Source organism: Clostridium sp. 'deep sea', assembly GCF_014931565.1.
Lineage (GTDB): Bacteria > Bacillota > UBA994 > PWPR01 > PWPR01.
The window spans coordinates 2,007,598-2,022,993 of sequence record NZ_CP063353.1 but is presented as its reverse complement, the minus strand read 5'-3'; the positions used below and the strand labels follow the sequence as shown (position 1 = coordinate 2,022,993).

At 34.2% G+C, this 15,396-nt stretch carries 13 protein-coding genes; all 13 read left to right on the top strand.

The features are described 5' to 3' along the window. The first annotated feature begins 30 nt into the window (after positions 1–30). The 13 genes from IMX26_RS09290 (at position 31) to IMX26_RS09230 (ending at position 15,390) form a co-directional block, all read left to right on the top strand. A complete protein-coding gene (locus IMX26_RS09290; protein WP_195158112.1) occupies positions 31–1,065 on the top strand; it encodes a M42 family metallopeptidase in 1,035 nt (344 codons plus the stop codon). A gap of 20 nt (positions 1,066–1,085) precedes the next feature. Next, positions 1,086–2,285 carry an amidohydrolase gene (locus tag IMX26_RS09285; protein WP_243259056.1) on the top strand — a complete coding sequence of 400 codons (1,200 nt, stop codon included), beginning with the start codon at positions 1,086–1,088 and terminating at the stop codon, positions 2,283–2,285. Beyond that, positions 2,285–3,436, top strand: coding sequence for an amidohydrolase (locus tag IMX26_RS09280; RefSeq protein WP_195158111.1), 1,152 nt, complete (start codon positions 2,285–2,287; stop codon positions 3,434–3,436). Before IMX26_RS09285 ends, IMX26_RS09280 begins: the two co-directional genes overlap by 1 nt. Before the next feature lie 272 nt (positions 3,437–3,708). Next, positions 3,709–4,440 (top strand): 5-oxoprolinase subunit PxpB, encoded by a 732-nt coding sequence (gene pxpB, locus IMX26_RS09275; protein WP_195158110.1) that lies wholly within the window; start codon positions 3,709–3,711, stop codon positions 4,438–4,440. Then, positions 4,437–5,477 carry a biotin-dependent carboxyltransferase family protein gene (locus IMX26_RS09270; protein WP_195158109.1) on the top strand — a complete coding sequence of 347 codons (1,041 nt, stop codon included), beginning with the start codon at positions 4,437–4,439 and terminating at the stop codon, positions 5,475–5,477. The genes pxpB and IMX26_RS09270 overlap by 4 nt, the downstream gene beginning before the upstream one ends. Beyond that, the gene (locus IMX26_RS09265; RefSeq protein WP_195158108.1) at positions 5,461–6,189 is read left to right on the top strand and encodes a ComF family protein; all 729 of its coding nucleotides are present in this window, start codon (positions 5,461–5,463) and stop codon (positions 6,187–6,189) included. The genes IMX26_RS09270 and IMX26_RS09265 overlap by 17 nt, the downstream gene beginning before the upstream one ends. A 13-nt stretch (positions 6,190–6,202) precedes the next feature. Continuing rightward, positions 6,203–6,673, top strand: a complete 471-nt coding sequence (locus IMX26_RS09260; protein WP_195158107.1) for a hypothetical protein — start codon at positions 6,203–6,205, stop codon at positions 6,671–6,673. A gap of 89 nt (positions 6,674–6,762) precedes the next feature. Further along, a complete protein-coding gene (raiA, locus tag IMX26_RS09255) occupies positions 6,763–7,290 on the top strand; it encodes a ribosome-associated translation inhibitor RaiA (RefSeq protein ID WP_195158106.1) in 528 nt (175 codons plus the stop codon). Between the two features lie 262 nt (positions 7,291–7,552). Then, complete coding sequence (locus IMX26_RS09250; protein ID WP_195158105.1) at positions 7,553–8,929, top strand: hypothetical protein; 1,377 nt, start codon at positions 7,553–7,555, stop codon at positions 8,927–8,929. A gap of 19 nt (positions 8,930–8,948) precedes the next feature. Further along, positions 8,949–11,435, top strand: a complete 2,487-nt coding sequence (gene secA / locus IMX26_RS09245; RefSeq protein WP_195158104.1) for a preprotein translocase subunit SecA — start codon at positions 8,949–8,951, stop codon at positions 11,433–11,435. Between the two features lie 28 nt (positions 11,436–11,463). Further along, a protein-coding gene (gene prfB / locus IMX26_RS09240) for a peptide chain release factor 2 (RefSeq protein WP_347707857.1) occupies positions 11,464–12,586 on the top strand; the annotation gives its coding sequence in 2 pieces (ribosomal slippage) (positions 11,464–11,538 and positions 11,540–12,586; 1,122 coding nt in all). Positions 12,587–12,605: 19 nt separating this feature from the next. Continuing rightward, the gene (locus IMX26_RS09235) at positions 12,606–13,355 is read left to right on the top strand and encodes an LmeA family phospholipid-binding protein (RefSeq protein WP_195158102.1); all 750 of its coding nucleotides are present in this window, start codon (positions 12,606–12,608) and stop codon (positions 13,353–13,355) included. Positions 13,356–13,455: 100 nt separating this feature from the next. Then, positions 13,456–15,390, top strand: coding sequence for a DUF5693 family protein (locus IMX26_RS09230; protein ID WP_195158101.1), 1,935 nt, complete (start codon positions 13,456–13,458; stop codon positions 15,388–15,390). Positions 15,391–15,396 lie beyond the last annotated feature (6 nt).

Genomic DNA, 15,396 nt, shown 5'->3' with positions numbered 1-15,396 from the left:
ATGGCTATTTTAATAAAAGGAGTGAAACTAATGTCATTACAGTTATTGAAAAAATTATGTGAAACACCTGGTACTCCAGGGAGAGAAGAACGTGTTAGAGAGTTAGTTAAACAAGAGATGGCCCCCCTAGTAGATGAAATGTTTGTAGATACTATTGGTAATGTTATTGGAATTAAAAAAGGTAAAGGCAATAAAAAAATAATGGTAGCTGGTCATATGGATGAGATTGGTTTTATGGTTAGTTACATAGATGATAAAGGTTTTATCAGAATCCAGCCTATGGGTGGTTTTGATCCCAGAAACCTTATTGCTCAACGTGTTGTAGTACACGGTAGAAAAGACCTAAACGGTGTTTTAATGCCTGGTATTAAACCCACCCATATCTCTAGTGGAGAAAAGAAAACTCCAACACTCGGAGAGTTTTTTATTGACCTAGGGTTAAACAAGGAAGAAGTTGAAAAGTTTGTTAGAATTGGTGATTTTGTTACCCTAGACCGTGGTTTTATGGAGATGGGTAATTTATTATGCTCTAAGGCTTTAGATGATCGTGCTGGTGTTTACATTATGTTAGAAGCCTTAAGAAATGTAAAAAATAATGAAGCAGATATTTATGCTGTAGCAACAGTGCAAGAAGAGGTTGGTTTACGCGGCGCAGTAGCAAGTGCTTTTTTAAACAAACCTGATATTGGTGTTGCTTTAGATGTAACTTTAGCTGTAGATATACCTGGAACTCCTGATCATTCCAGAATTACAGCTTTAGGTGAGGGTGCAGCAATTAAACTTCGTGATTCTGCTTCAATTTCTAACTACAAATTAGTTGATTTCATGCGTGATTTAGCTGAAAAAGAAGATATTAAATATCAAATGGAAATCTTACCCCGTGGTGGTACCGATGCTGGAGCTATAGAAAAAGCTCAGTCTGGTTGCCCCGTAATCACTATTTCTTTGCCAACACGTTATGTACATACCGTAAATGAAACAGCCGACAAAAAAGACTTAGAAAATTGCATAAAACTTTTAACTAAGTTTTTAGAAACAGCTCATAATGGTGATTTTACACTATAGTTTAAAAGGGAGTTGTGAGAGTGAAAAATAAAAAGGCAATTATTAATGGTAATTTATTTACTATAACTAATGGAGTTATTGAAAACGGAACAGTATTAATAAAAAACGGTAAAATTGCTGCTTTTGGTACTAATGTAGAGATTCCTAAAGATGCTGAAATAATTGATGTTAAAGGTATGATTGTAACCCCAGGCATTATTGATGCCCATGCTCATGTAGAGATTTGGGAAGAGGGTTTAGGCATGGAGGGTATGGATTGTAATGAAATGACCAACCCTGTAACAGCCCACGTAAGAGCTGTAGATGCCATTAACCCCGAGGGTATAGGTATGCGTGATGCCTTAACTGGTGGTATAACCACAATTTGGGATGCCCCTGGTAGTGCTAACGTAATAGGTGGACACGGTGTTACCTTGAAAACCTCTGGTAATATAATAGATGAAATGATCATGCTAGAGCCAAGTGGGCTTAAAGCCGCTACTGGTGAAAACCCTAAAGGTTGTTATGGTCAGGAGAAAGAAAGCATGCCCATGACTCGTATGGGTGTGGCAGCAGTTATGCGTGAGGCATTAATAAAAGCCCAAGAGTATTTAAAAAAGATTGAAAAAGCTGGCGATGATGAAGATAAAATGCCAGATCGCGATTTAGGTTTAGAGACTATTGGCAAGGTATTAAACAGAGAAATCCCTTTACGTGTTCACTGTCATCGTCATGATGATATTGTAACAGTAGTGCGTATTAGTAAAGAGTTTAATATAAAGGTTAGCATAGAACATGCAACCGAAGCCCATAAAATAGCGGATTTTTTAGCTGAAAATCAAATACCAATTGTTGTGGGTCCTTCTATTACCACTCGCTCTAAGGTTGAGCTTACTGATCGTTCATTAAAAACAGCAGGTATATGTGCAAGTAAAGGTGTTCCTGTTAGCTTGATGACAGACCACCCCATTATACCAGTTCATCACCTTCATTTATGTGCCGCTTTTTGTGTTAAACATGGCATGACTGAAGAGCAAGCTTTAAGAGCTATTACTATTAATCCAGCTCAGCTTTGTGGCGTAGGTGATAGAGTTGGTAGTATTGATATTGGTAAGGATGCTGACTTAGCAGTGTGGACCCATCACCCCTTTGATATTATGTCTAAAGTTAAATACACATTTATTGATGGTGAAATTGTATATAGCCAAGACTCTGGCTGCTGCAAGGGAGGTATTAACTAATGTTAGTAATTAAAAATGGAAAACTTCTTACAATCACCAATGGTGTAATTGAAAATGGTGCTATTTTAATAGAAAACGGTAAAATTAAAGAAATTGGTAAAAATGTAACTATCCCTAAAAATGCAAAAGTTATTGATGCCTCCGGAAAATATGTATTACCAGGCTTAATAGATGCTCATACAAATATTGGTCTAAAAGAAGGCGGAATACGCTGGGAGGGAGCCGATCACATAGAGCAAACTGAGGCCGTTGTTCCACAGCTTCGCCCTGTAGATGGTTTTAACCCCCTTGATGTTGCCTTAAAAGAGGCCAGAGAGGCTGGTGTTACTGTTTCAAATGTAACTCCAGGTGATGTAAATGTATTTGGTGGGATTGGCAGTGCATTTAAACTAGCGGGGTATCTTGCTGATGAAATGTATATAACAGATACCTGTGTAAAAGTTGCCTTAGGAGAAAATGCTAAGAATATTTTTGGTGGTAAAAAAATTCCTTCAACTCGTATGGGTACTGCGGCTTTGCTTCGTGAAAACCTACTTAAAGCTTCTAATTATCTTAAAAAGCTAAAAAAGGGTAAAGAAGACGACAGCAAAATGCCTAAGCGAGATTTAAAAATGGAAGCTTTAGTGAGAGTAATTAAAAAAGAAGTTCCATTACATATACATGCCCATAGAGCAGATGATATTATGACAGCTATTCGCATAACAAACGAATTTAATGTTAATATGGTTTTAGTTCATGCCTATGAGGCCTATAAAGTAGCAAAATATCTAAAAAAATATAAAATTTCAGTTGTCTTTGGATCTATATGGAGTGCTCGCTGGCAGGTTGAAACAGCTAATCTTAATATGGCTACCCCTAAAATATTAGTTGATGAGGGGGTTAAAATAGCGCTAACTACAACCCATCCAAATCAACCAATTTACTTATTACCTATGTGTGCAGCTTTAGCAGTGCGTGAGGGCTTAAGCATGCAAGAGGCTCTAAAATCAATTACTATCAATGCTGCTGAAATAATGGGTTTAAGCAATAGAATTGGTAGTTTAGAGACTGGTAAAGATGCAGATATAGTAATTATGGATAACCACCCATTACAATTAATGAGTAAGGTAGAGTACACCCTTATTAATGGAGAAATTGTTTATAAATCATAAATAAAATAAATATAAATGCTGTCTGCATAATGCAGGCAGCATTTTGTTAACAAGGCTTTTATTATATTAAATAATTAAATGTTAAGTGATTGTTAATAATTTACCCTATTCGTAAACAAAGCCATGTAGTTGTAACTTTAATTTAGCACTGACTTATTCAAAAAACAGCTATTTATTTACTAACTACCTGCTATTTAATCAAACTCTTGATTTGCAATAAATACTGTGATATTGTCGTTATACTAGTAATAATTCAATAAAGAGGTGTTACGATGCATCCACAAAGAATTGCCCCTATTGGCATTAATTATTTATTGATTGAATATGAAAACAAAATTGACCCTGTTATAAATGAAGCTGTAACTCAACTATGGCAAACTATAAAATCAAAAAAGTGGCAGGGAATCATTGCCATGACCCCAACCTATCGCTCACTGCTCGTACATTTTGACCCAGAAGTATGGACCACAAGTAAGTTAACCGAAAATATTAAACAAGTACTTCCTAATACTCAAAGTAAATCAACTGAGAATAGTAGGTTAGTTATTATACCAGTTTTATATGGTGGAGAACATGGTCCAGATTTAGAGGATGTTGCCAAAATCAACAAATTAACAGTTTCACAAGTAGTAGATATTCATGAAAATGGAGAATACAGAGTATATATGTTAGGTTTTAATCCTGGCTACCCCTATATGGGAGGTTTAGACTCACGTTTAGCAACTGCTCGTTTAGAGCAGCCTCGTACTAAAGTACCAGCAGGTTCAGTGGCAATTGGTGGTGAACAAACAGGCATTTATTCCACAACTAGTCCTGGAGGGTGGCGAATTATTGGGCACACCCCAGTGCCTCTTTTTGATTCAAAACTTACAAATCCTGTTCTTTTACAGTCTGGAGACAATATAAAATTTAAAAGCATCAACCAACAGCAATATAATAACATAGTAAAAGAAGTTGCTAATGGTGATTATCAAATTCAAATAGTTGCAGGTGAGATTAAATGAAAAAAATTATAATAAAGTCACCAGGACTCTTAACAACAGTTCAAGATAATGGTCGTTCACAGCTTCAGCATTTGGGTATTCCGGCATGTGGTGTTATGGATTATAAAGCGTTTCAGGTTGCCAATGTTTTAGTAGGCAATAATTTAGACCTTGCAGTACTTGAGTGTACTTGGAGTGGACCAATTTTAGAGTTTACCTCAAATACGTTAGTAGCTATTACAGGAGCCGAGGTTGATGCTAAACTAAATGGATATAAAGTACCTACTTACACCACTATTGTAATAAAAGCTGGAGACGTTCTTGACTTAACAACAATAACATTTGGTGTTAGAGCCTACGTGGCTGTAGCAGGAGGTATTAATGTACCCAAAATACTTGAAAGCAGATCAACTTATTTACCAATTCAATTTGGAGATAGTGATCATAAATTAAAGGTAAATGATGAGCTTCCTTTAACATGTAGTATTTACCCTATTAAAACACTAAAAGTTCCAGAGAGTAGTGTTTTAAAATACACTAATAATGATCCAAAAAATAATATAATAAATATTGTTGAAGGACCTCAAATTAATTACTTCAGTGAGGATACTCAGCAAAGTTTAACAAATAGTAGCTATACATTAAGCGCAAAAAGTGATAGAATGGGACTTCGCTTTGAGGGTGTAAAGTTAGAGCTTTTAAATAGTAAACCTATGATTTCAGATGGAATACCTTATGGAGCCATGCAAATAACCAGAGGTGGACTACCAATTGTAATGATGGCAGATCGTCAGCCCACTGGAGGCTATCCTAAAATTGCAAAAGTTGCCCACTCAGACTTGCCAAAATTGGCTCAGCTAAAGCCTGGCAATACCGTTGAGTTTAACTGGATAACTTTAGATCAAGCACGAGATAACTATTTTGTGTTACAAAAACATTTAAAACAACTTATAGAGCATAGAGCCAGTTTACCAGAGGCCAACAAAGCCTATAGAATGTATATTAATAACGTTATATACCAAACTACTCTCTTTGATAAAGATGAACCAACTAAATAAATTTATAAGATATTGTCGACAAATGGTTTTCCCAAGACCTCGTAGCTGTTTAATCTGTAATGAAAAACACCAAAAAAGTGGTTTATATATTTGTGAAAAATGTTATGATAAAGTAAAGAGGGTATACCCCCCTCTTTGTAGTAATTGTGGCAGACCTTTAGCTAGTAACACTTATTGTACTCATTGCAAAAATAGAGAGTACCAGTTTTCGCAGGTACTAAGTTTTGGAATCTATGAAGCTCATTTACGAACATTAATTCACCTGTTTAAATACAAAAAGTATTCTGGTATTGCGTATGAAATAGCAAAAATAATGATGAGTGAAATGGATTTAGTAAATGCTATAGGTAATGATATATTAGTTCCTGTTCCACTGCATCCTAATAAAGTTAAGACCAGAGGTTATAATCAATCTCAAGTATTATGCGAAGCACTAAGTAAAAACTCACAACTAAGTTGGGCAGACCTTTTAATACGCAAAAACAATTCACCTGCGCAATCTACTTATAACCTCAAAAAACGTTTAAACGCAGTAAAAGGACAATTTACTGCAAGCAAAAATATATTTACTGCTCTTAACAACAAAAACATTGTTTTAGTTGACGATGTAATTACTACCGGAAGTACGCTTAATGAATGTGCTGTGGTACTTAAAAAATGTGGTGTTAAGAGGGTTAGAGCATTAACTATAGCTACTACATTACTTAAGTAAAGCAGGTCTCAAAATGATTTCAGAAAAGAATGAAAATAAAATAGTACTGCAAAATGTAAAATATCATTTATTAAAAATCGATGCTTTATATGCTGCATTAATTAACGAGAGTTTGAATATAATTAGTAAGTTTAAAGAACAGGAAACAGTAAAATCTTTAAAATTATTTTCTCATCAGCATGTTTATTTTGAGCAAATTGCGGCACACAGAGTAATGATAATTTCTTTGGTAGAGCGGTTACCTGTAAAAAAATTTAATTATTACCAACTTCAAACCGTTTTTATACAGGGTGATTTAGTGGCAATAAACACCTTAATGAGATGTATAAGTGAAAAAATAGGTTTTATGATAGGGGTAGGCAGTAAAAGCAATGAGATTTTCAGCCGTATAAATATTAAATCCAAATGGCACTATAAATTATTATTAGAGCATAAAAGAGAACAAGATAATTATTTTAGAAAACCATTGTGGCAGTTTTTTTAAACTTATTTTTGAAATTGCTATATATACTGTTTAGCTAACTGGGTTTTTGGGTAAATAGTATTATAGATATATATAAAGGAGCTGGTATCATGAAAATGCATGTTACAGGACGCCAAATTGAGATTACAAATGCTCTCCGCGACGCTTTGCACAAGAAACTAGGTAAGCTAGATAAATACTTTCAGCAGAGTGAGCCAGAGGCAAATGTAACTTTAGAGGTACAGCGAGGTTATCATATTGTAGAGGTAACATTATTTATAGGCGGCATGATTTTACGAAGCGAAGATAAAACAACAGATATGTATTCAACAATAGATTCTGTTGTTGATAAACTAGCAAGACAAATCCACAAATATAAAACCCGCCTTAATAGGAAAATGAGAGAGCAAGGCAACGCGCCATTATTTGTTTCAGATGATGGCAATGATGATGCAGAAGAATTAAAGGTTGTAAGAACAAAAAGATTTTCAGTTAAACCAATGAACGTAGAAGAAGCTATTCTTCAAATGGAATTACTCGGCCACAATTTCTTTGTATTTAGGCACAGTGAAACAGATGAAGTAAATGTGTTATACAAAAGAAAAGATGGAAACTTTGGTTTAATAGAGCCCCAATAATAAGTAAAAAACTTATTTTAATGAGTTAAATATAAAAAAGGACCTCTTTAGAGGTTCTTTTTACATTATATAAATATAATTTGCCTTCTATTAGTCTTTGTACAAGGTACAGTAAATTTTCTCATAATAAAAAATTCCATAAAGTTAAATAAGGCTGTTAGTTAAAATTATTATGATTTTATAATTATTTGCAAGCAATTATTAGTTTTAAATCAATTTATGGTACAATAAAAGATAAGATATTTACGTAGGTGGTGCGGTAATGATAGATAAAAAAGTAACCGCTGTAATTTTTGAGGGTGGAAAACCAAGTAGCGAGATTGAGCATGATTTAGTAAAGTTAAGACAAGCTATGGTACTAGATAATGTAGAGCGTTTTTTGCAGGTTGATGAAATAGATAAAGTAATTGTAGCTACAAATTATCCAGAGCTTAAAAAGGCTTTACAAGATAAAAATGTAGTAGTTGATTTTGACTTTGGAGTGTATCATTTTGGTACTCGACTTAAAAACATAATAAATAAATATAATTTAACGAGCGTGTTTTATATAGGAGGGGCTGCAGGACCATTATTAACAGTAAAGGAAATGTCTGATTTTTCAAAACAAGTGTTAGAAAACCCAGGCATGGTTTTAACAAATAATGTTCAATCAGCTGATTTAATGGTGTTTTCTCCTGCTGATATAATAAACAAATTACCACACTTACCCCAAAGTGATAACCCTTTAGCAAATATGCTAAGAAACGTAGGTTTAAATAAGGTTTTGATGCCTCATTCAACAGGTATACACTTTGATATAGATACCCCTACAGATATGTTGGTTTTGTCTATTCACCCAGCACTAGGTAAACATACAAAGCAGGCATTTAAACATATTCAGTATGATTCATCACATTTAATTAAAGCTAAATATACTTTAGCTGTACCCTATACAGATGTATTAATGAGTGGACGTATTGGTTCGCCTGTTATTACTCAATTAAATACCAATGTACGTTGTCGGTTACGCGTTTATTCTGAAGAACGTGGTATGAAGTCTTTAGGTAGAATGCAAAAGAATATGGTTACTTCTTTACTAGGGCATCTTATGGAGCTAAAGGGAGAGCAAGAGTTCTTTAACTACTTAGCTAGTTTAGCAAAGGTAGCATTTATAGATACCCGAGTTTTGTTTGCCCATAAAAAAATGCATTTATCGGATAACGATAGATTTTATGCAGATTTACTAATGCCAGAAAAAATAGAAAATGAGTGGGCAAGGCAATTTACAATGGCAGTAAAAAATGCCCCAATTCCCATTGTTGTTGGTGGTCATTCATTGGTAGCAGGAGGAATGTGGGCAATTATTGACACATTGCTTTATGAAGATAAGCTAAGATACAGCAAAAATAAGCTGTATTCAATAATAATTCCTAATAGCCTAAAAAACAAAGAGTTTGCAGCAATTCTTAAAACAATGCCAGCTAAAACGCAAGTTTACGGACTAACAAGAAATTCAACCCCAGAGCATAGAGCATTTACTTTTTTAAATCCACGCCCTAATCAAATTGTAGAAGAGGGTTGGAAAATGCATGTTGCAGCTCCAATTAACACTATTAAGAAAATGGAAAATAATGGATGGCAATTAGAGTTTACAAAATAAAATAAAAGAGGAGCAGTAAATGAAGAAGTTTATTAGTAAGTTTATTGATTTTAATGCAAAAGAGCTTAAAAAATTACAAAAAATAGTTGATAAAGTTAATGACTTTGCAGAGGAAATGAAGTCACTAAGTGATGATGAGTTAAAAGCAAAAACACCTTACTTTAAAAACAAATTAAGTCAAGGTGAGAGCTTAGATGATATTTTACCAGAGGCCTTTGCTGTTATTAGAGAAGCCGATAAAAGAGTAGTAGGCATGTACCCCTATGATGTACAGGTTTTAGGTGGTATTGCATTACATCAAGGTAGAGTAACAGAGATGCGTACTGGCGAAGGTAAAACCGTAACTGCAACTATGCCTGTATACTTAAATGCCTTACAAGGAAAAGGGGTTCATGTTGTAACAGTTAATGATTATCTTGCCAAACGTGATAGCGAATGGGTAGGTAATGTTTATAGATTTTTAGGTTTAAGTGTTGGTTTAGTTATTGCTGAAGTAAGAGATTCAGCCAGCAGAAGACAAGCCTATAATAGCGATATAACTTTTGGTACTAACAATGAGTATGGCTTTGATTATTTAAGAGATAACATGGCTGTTCATCTAGAAGATTTAGTTCAAAGAGATTTACATTTTGCCTTAATTGATGAGGTAGATAGTATTTTAATTGATGAAGCCCGTACCCCATTAATTATTTCAGGGCCTCAAGAAGCACCTGTATCTGAGTACCGAAAGTTTACACAGATTGCTAGAGTTTTAAAAATAGACAGAGACTATGAAGTTGATGAAAAAGCCCGTTCTGTTACCTTAACAGAGGTAGGAATTGCTTTAGCAGAGCGTAAGCTTGGGGTAGATAACCTATATGAGCAGCAGCATATGGAACTCAGCCATAAGTTAAATAACGCTTTGAGAGCTAAAGAGCTCATGAAACGTGATCGTGATTATATTGTTAAAGATAACGAAATCATTATAGTAGATGATTTTACAGGACGTTTAATGATAGGTAGAAGATACAGCGATGGATTACATCAAGCCATTGAGGCTAAAGAGGGAGTAAAGGTTGAAAAAGAGAGCCGTACTTTGGCAACTATAACTCTCCAAAACTATTTTAGAATGTATGAAAAGCTAGCTGGTATGACAGGTACAGCAAAAACTGAAGAAGATGAAATTGCAAAAATATATGGTATGGATGTAGTAGTTATACCAACCAATAAACCAATGATTCGTGATGATATGCAAGATCAAATATATCGTAATGAACAGACAAAATTTAATGCTGTTATTAGAGATATAATAGAAAGAAACAAGCTTGGACAACCAGTACTAGTAGGTACTGTTTCAATTGAAAAATCCGAATTACTAGGTAGTATGCTCAAAAAAAAGGGTGTTAAACACAAGGTACTAAATGCCAAATACCATGAGCAAGAGGCAGAAATAGTAAAAGACGCAGGACAAAAAAATACAGTAACTATAGCCACAAACATGGCTGGTAGAGGAACAGATATAGAACTAGGCGAGGGTGTAAAAGAGGTAGGAGGTCTTCATGTTATTGGAACAGAACGACATGAATCTCGCCGTATAGATAACCAGTTAAGGGGACGATCAGGGCGCCAAGGTGACCCAGGTTCTTCGCAATTCTATACATCTCTAGAAGACGATTTAATGCGATTATTTGCTTCTGATACCGTAGCAGGTTTAATAGATAAATTGGGTATGGATGAGGATGTAGCCCTTGAGCATAAGTTTTTAGATAGAGCTATAGAGCGAGCTCAAGAGCGAGTTGAGGGCAGAAACTATGGTATTCGTAAGAGTGTTTTAGAGTACGACAACATAATGAATAAACAGCGTGAAGTTATTTATGCTGAGCGTCGTAAGGTGCTTGAAAACGAGAATCTTAAAGAGCAAATATTAGCTATGATTAGTGATATAGTAGTTGAAGCTATTAATACCTACTGCAGCGATATTAATGCAGCTAAAGATGAAGACTTTAATTATTTACAAAAAAGACTAAATGAATACTTCCCCACATTTCCTAACATGATAGAGCAGTTTAAAAAAATGAGCAAACAAGAGCTTCAGGAAACTGTAATAGCTAAAACTGAAGAGCTTTATAATGAACGAGAGCAAGAGTTTGGTTCTGAGATAATGCGGAGAGTTGAAAGCATTGTTATGTTACGGGTTGTGGATAGAAAATGGATGGATCATATAGATGCCATGACAAGATTACGTCAGGGTATATCATTAAGAGCTTATGGTGGTAAAGATCCTTTAATGGAGTATCAAAGCGAGAGCTATAATATGTTTCAAAATTTAATATCAGAAATTAAGGATGACACAGTTAAAAATATTTTCCATGTACAAGTTCAAAATAAACCACGTGTACAAAGACATATAACAAATGATCAAACAAATGCCCCAAAGAAGCCTGTAAAAACTGGAAAGAAAATTGGCAGAAATGATCCATGTCCATGTGGCAGTGGTAAAAAATATAAAAAGTGTTGTGGTAAATAAATTAAAGATGTAATAAAGAGGTGATTACATGATTGAAACATCGCTAGTTATAAAACAGCTAGAAGGGTTTGAATCAAAGTTATTAGAAATTGGTGAGTTACTTTGACTTTCCTTCTTTAGTAGCTAATCTAAAAAAGTTGGAAGAGCAAATGAGTCAAGTAGGTTTTTGGGATAAACAAGAACAGGCTCTTAAAACAACTCAAGCAGTGAGCAATACTAAAGCTAATATTGCTATTTACAGAGATCTTGAAACCAAAATTAATGATGCCAAGGAATACTTGCAGTTTTATATAGATGAGCCCGAGGAAGAAATAGAACATACTTTAACAGCTTTGTTAAATTCCATAGAAGTAGACTTAAATAAAGCTGAGTTAGCTGTTTTATTAACCGAGCCGTATGATCATAACAATGCGATTCTTAGCCTGCATCCTGGTGCAGGTGGCACTGAATCTCAGGATTGGGCGGCAATGTTATTAAGAATGTATACCAGATGGGCTGAAGAGCAAGGCTTCAAAGTAGAATTTTGGGATTATCAACCAGATCCAGAGGCCGGCATAAAAGATGCCACGTTACTTATTAAAGGAAATAATGCCTATGGCTATTTAAAAGCTGAACGTGGAGTTCATCGCTTAGTTAGATTATCACCTTTTGATTCCTCAGGTAGAAGACATACTTCATTTGCTTCAGTAGAGGTTATGCCTGAACTAGATGATGATATAAACATAGAAATAAAAACAGAAGATTTAAGAATTGAAACCTATCGGGCTAGTGGAGCAGGTGGGCAACATGTTAATAAAACAGAGTCAGCTATTAGAATAACCCACCTACCTTCGGGTATTGTAGTGCAGTGCCAAAATGAAAGATCACAGCATTCTAACAAAAATACAGCTATGAGATTTTTAAAGTCAAAGCTATATGAAAAAGAGCTACAAGAGCAGGAAATGGCTTTAGCAAAAATGCGCGGAGAGGTGAGCGATATTGCTTGGGGTAATCAAATTAGATCTTATGTATTTCACCCCTATGCAATGGTAAAAGACCATAGAACCAATATAGAAACTGGTAACACAGATGCTGTGATGGATGGAGATGTATCACAGTTTATAGCTGGTTACCTAAAATGGAAAACACAAAATAAAACAAAGCCTAATTAATAAAGTAGGAGGCCATAAAATGAATGATAGTGTTAAACAAGTAGCAGAGCCAAAACTAAATAAAAAGAGTAAAGCCACTACTTGGATATTATGTTCTGTAGTTGCAGTAATAGTACTAATATGGTTTGTGCCACCTATTGCAGCAGAGATGTATTTGTCTAAAAACATAAATAAATTTATTAATGCTGATACTACTAATAACGTAGATTTAAAAGCCAATACTTTTCAATTATTAGCTGGTAAATTCAATAGTTTTGAAATTAATGGCTCAAATTTAATGGTTGGAAATTTAACGGTCAAAAGCTACTCTTTAAAAGCAGACAAAGGGCAAATAGATATATTTAAAACCCTCAAACAGCACAAAATAGAGCTAAAAGATAGCCCTGTTATAACCCTTGATATGAATGTAGCTATAAGCGATATGGCTAAATTATTGCAGGGTCTATATAAAAGCCTTAATGAAATGACAGTTCAGGGTAGAGACGGCTATTTGCAGATTTCTGGGGTATCAGGCACTCAAAAAGAGTTAAATCTACCAATTAAGTTTAAACTAAAATTAACTAACAAAGATTGGTCATCACTGCAGGCTTCTGCTTATGATTTTGAAATAGCAACAGATAAACAGATACCAGAAGAGGTAATAAATCAATTAGAGGTAATGTATACAAAAACAATACTATTTAATAATACTAATCCTCCTATTTACATAAATAGTGTAGTAGTGAAAGAAGATGGAATAAATATTACTTCTAATTCAGCATTAAACTAAGAGAATAAGGTGAACTAAAAATGAAATCACTTAAAAAATATTACTTGCGGGGGTTATATTAGGTCTGATAGCGGCTTTAGTATTAACCTCACAAGATTATGTGCAACAGGTTAAGGATAAAAATTTACTTGCAGTCTTAGATTATGACTCATTGGTAGATTACAGTAATAGTACTGGTAATGCCCTTGAGGATATCTTAATTGCAGCCAAAGACAGCAATATTAACTTTGTAGCTATCACTGAGTTGCCATTATATAACGACAAAAAAGATGGCTTACAAGGATTCTTTAGTGAAGACGAACAGGTTTCAGCACATTTGGGTTTTGATTTATTAAAGCAAATTAACCTAAATCTAAACAATAATGCTTTTACACAATATTTAACTAAGTCCAATATTATTGAAGAAAACATCTACTTGTTAGTTGCCTCTGAGCAAAGAGCTAAAGAGTTGTATACTGCAGGGTTAAATAAATATGGAGATAAAAGGGTTACCAAACATGATATAGATAATAACAAAGCTATTATTGAAATAAAAAACTCTAAAGCTTTACCTATTAATGGGTTAGGATTTGACCCCAAAACAATAAAAACACTTAAAGCTAACAGCTTCAATATTGTACCCCGGCCCTTTAATGCTGCCTATAGTAAAGAAGATAAACAAGCATTTATAAATTACTTTGAATACATGAAAACTGAATTTAGTGCTAAAACAATAATTTTTGCTGGTAAAGAAGGAATATTGGGAATGCCTGTTGGCAGTGGCGAAGGATTTTTATCTCTCACAGCAGAGCAACTACAAACAAAAGACAGTGATAAAAACAGTTTTCCTCTGTATGGTCATGTTGAAATGGCAACAATTAAAGGAGATAAAAAACTAGCTACCTACCTTAAATACAATTTAGCAAGGGTTCATAGCATTAGTAACGATGAATGGAAAGAGCGATATAATAGCGTAGCTAACGATGCAGTTATGCATAATGTAGTTGAAAGATATCGGCTTGCTTATAATGATCGCAACGTTCATATCTTTTATATAAGACCTTTTTCTAAATCAATAGAATTTAATAAAGAGTACTTTAGTAAACTTACAGCTATTTCAAAAAGTAATAGTTCTATTTCAGCTGTACCAGGTAGATTAACTTTACCTAAATGGGTGCTTGCTTTAATAAGTATAGGCGTAGGTTGTGCCTTTTTGCTATTATTTTTACAGGTATTTAAAAATGCCCAAAAACTTACATTTATATTATTAATTATAGGCATTGTTGGAGTTTTAGGTGCAAGCTTTGTCTTAACATCTTACCATCTCCTAATGCAAAAAATAGTTGCCTTAACAGCTGCTATTGTTTTTCCTACTTTAGCAATTGTAGTAGGATTTTTGTGGATGAACAATGTGCAAAGTAAACTAGGGTTAATTAAAAAACTCTTAGTGGTATTTGGCATAACCCTAATGGGTGGAATATATGTACATGGTTCTCTAGCAACCTTAAGATTTATGACATCAATTGATGTATTCCCCATGGTTAAAATAGCATTACTTATGCCTATACCCTTAACATTCTTAATATTAGTACTCGATAATGATACAAAAAACAATATAGCAAATTTGCTAAACATGAATATAAAAATGTACCATGCTCTTTTAGCTGGCATTGCTGTAATTGCTTTAGGTTTGTTAGTAATAAGATCTGGCAATAATCCCTCGGTTGGAGTTTCTGGAATAGAGCTTAAAATTAGAGCAGTGTTGCAGAGAATACTAGTTGCCAGACCTAGGTTTAAAGAATTTGCATTAGGAATTCCCATGATAGTTCTAGCTGCTTGGTTACAGATGAAAAAGAAACATATTTTAATACCATTAACTATTGGTTCAATAGGTTTAGCGTCTATGGTTAATACCTTTGCCCACCTGCATAAACCTTTATGGATGGCTTTGTTAACAAGCTTTAATGGTATTTGGGTTGGTATTATTGTAAGTGCTATTTTTATTATTATTTATGAATTAATATCAAAAACAGGTATTTTCGAGGCTATTGAATAAGTTATT

What these genes read in the sequence shown, in the direction of transcription:
- IMX26_RS09290 (WP_195158112.1), top strand. Translation starts at nt 31, where the DNA reads ATGTCATTACAGTTATTGAAAAAATTATGTGAAACACCTGGTACTCCA.
- IMX26_RS09280 (WP_195158111.1), top strand. Translation starts at nt 2,285, where the DNA reads ATGTTAGTAATTAAAAATGGAAAACTTCTTACAATCACCAATGGTGTA.
- pxpB (WP_195158110.1), top strand. Translation starts at nt 3,709, where the DNA reads ATGCATCCACAAAGAATTGCCCCTATTGGCATTAATTATTTATTGATT.
- IMX26_RS09270 (WP_195158109.1), top strand. Translation starts at nt 4,437, where the DNA reads ATGAAAAAAATTATAATAAAGTCACCAGGACTCTTAACAACAGTTCAA.
- IMX26_RS09265 (WP_195158108.1), top strand. Translation starts at nt 5,461, where the DNA reads ATGAACCAACTAAATAAATTTATAAGATATTGTCGACAAATGGTTTTC.
- IMX26_RS09260 (WP_195158107.1), top strand. Translation starts at nt 6,203, where the DNA reads ATGATTTCAGAAAAGAATGAAAATAAAATAGTACTGCAAAATGTAAAA.
- raiA (WP_195158106.1), top strand. Translation starts at nt 6,763, where the DNA reads ATGAAAATGCATGTTACAGGACGCCAAATTGAGATTACAAATGCTCTC.
- IMX26_RS09250 (WP_195158105.1), top strand. Translation starts at nt 7,553, where the DNA reads ATGATAGATAAAAAAGTAACCGCTGTAATTTTTGAGGGTGGAAAACCA.
- secA (WP_195158104.1), top strand. Translation starts at nt 8,949, where the DNA reads ATGAAGAAGTTTATTAGTAAGTTTATTGATTTTAATGCAAAAGAGCTT.
- IMX26_RS09235 (WP_195158102.1), top strand. Translation starts at nt 12,606, where the DNA reads ATGAATGATAGTGTTAAACAAGTAGCAGAGCCAAAACTAAATAAAAAG.